This is a genomic window from Variovorax humicola (assembly GCF_037889915.1).
GTDB lineage: Bacteria > Pseudomonadota > Gammaproteobacteria > Burkholderiales > Burkholderiaceae_C > Variovorax > Variovorax humicola.
The window spans coordinates 1-1,314 of sequence record NZ_JBBKZV010000099.1 but is presented as its reverse complement, the minus strand read 5'-3'; the positions used below and the strand labels follow the sequence as shown (position 1 = coordinate 1,314).

At 70.2% G+C, this 1,314-nt stretch carries 1 protein-coding gene and 1 pseudogene; both read left to right on the top strand.

Annotated elements, in window-relative coordinates; genetic code table 11:
• The coding region (locus WKW80_RS37185; RefSeq protein WP_340368558.1) for an MFS transporter at positions 1 to 1,086 on the top strand (1,086 nt) is incomplete at its 5' end.
• Positions 1,087 to 1,137: 51 nt separating this feature from the next.
• Positions 1,138 to 1,314: pseudogene (locus WKW80_RS37180) on the top strand (long-chain fatty acid--CoA ligase); the annotation flags it as partial.

Sequence of the window (1,314 nt, the reverse complement as noted above, 5' to 3'; positions counted from 1 at the left end):
AGCATCGTCGTAATGGCCACGACTTGGAGCCTGGCCACCATTTCGTGCATGTTCACGCGCAACTACGGCCAGCTGCTAGCCGCGCGCGCGGTGGTCGGGCTGGGCGAGGCGGGCTACGGTTCGGTCGGCGCGGCGCTGATCGCGAGCCATTTCCCCTCGCGCATGCGCGGCGCGCTGTTGGCGGGCTTCTTCGCCGCAGCCTCCGTGGGCTCGGTGCTCGGCGTGATGCTCGGTGGGCTGATCGCCGCGCGCTGGGGCTGGCAGGCCGCCTTCGGCGTGGTGGGCATCCCGGGCTTGGTGCTGGCGCTGCTCTATACCAAAGTCCGCGACTACCGCACCGTGACCCTCACGCCCCGGCTCGACAGTGCCACCCAATCCACAGGCGGCGCCGCGCGCGCCGTCGTCCAGGCACTGGTCCGCTCGCGCACGATGCTGTGGGTGTGCATCGGCGGTGCCTCGCAGCTGATCGTCGTCTCGGCGATCTGGGCCTGGCTGCCCAGCTTTCTCAACCGCGTGCATGGCATGGCGCCGGACCGCGCGGCCACCAGCGCAGCGCTCGTGGTGCTCAGCGGCGCCGTCGGCAGCGTGCTGTGGGGCGCGGTGATCGACCGGGCCGGCCGGCACCGCCCGCGCGCCAAGCTGCAAGTCATGGCACTGTTGTGCATCGCCTCGCTGGTCGTGCTGGTCTTCGCCTTTGGCACTTCGCGCTTCGGCGTGGCGATGTCGGGGCAGGCCCAGTTCATGCTCATCGTCCTCGGCGGCTTCCTCATGACCTGCACCGTCGGGCCGGTCTCAGCCGTGGTGATCGACGTCATCCATCCCGGGATCCGCGCCACCGGCGCATCGGTCCTGGCCCTGTTCCAGAACCTGTTCGGCCTGGCCGCCGGGCCTTTCATCGCCGGCATCCTGTCGGACGCGTGGACGCTCGAGCAGGCACTGACGGCGATGCCGCTATTTGCCATGCTGGCCGCCTGGGCCTTCGTGCGCGCATCGCGCAGCTACGAAGCGGACCTTCAACGCATCGGCGAGGCCGTGCGGGAGGAGGCCGCCGCCACCCCCTCCACCCCAGGCACCGCGCCAGCCTGACCGGGCGTGCCCGCACGCCGCGAGCCTATTGAACGAACGGAAAGTACTGCCATGAACGGATTGATGATGGATCGGCCCCTGCTGATCTCGACCCTGCTCACCCACGCCGAGCGCCACCACGGCGAGCAGGAGATCGTCTCGCGGCGCGTCGAAGGCGACGTGCATCGCTACACCTATCGCGAGCTGGCCGAACGCTCGCGGCGCCTCGCCAACGCGCTGGCGGCACGC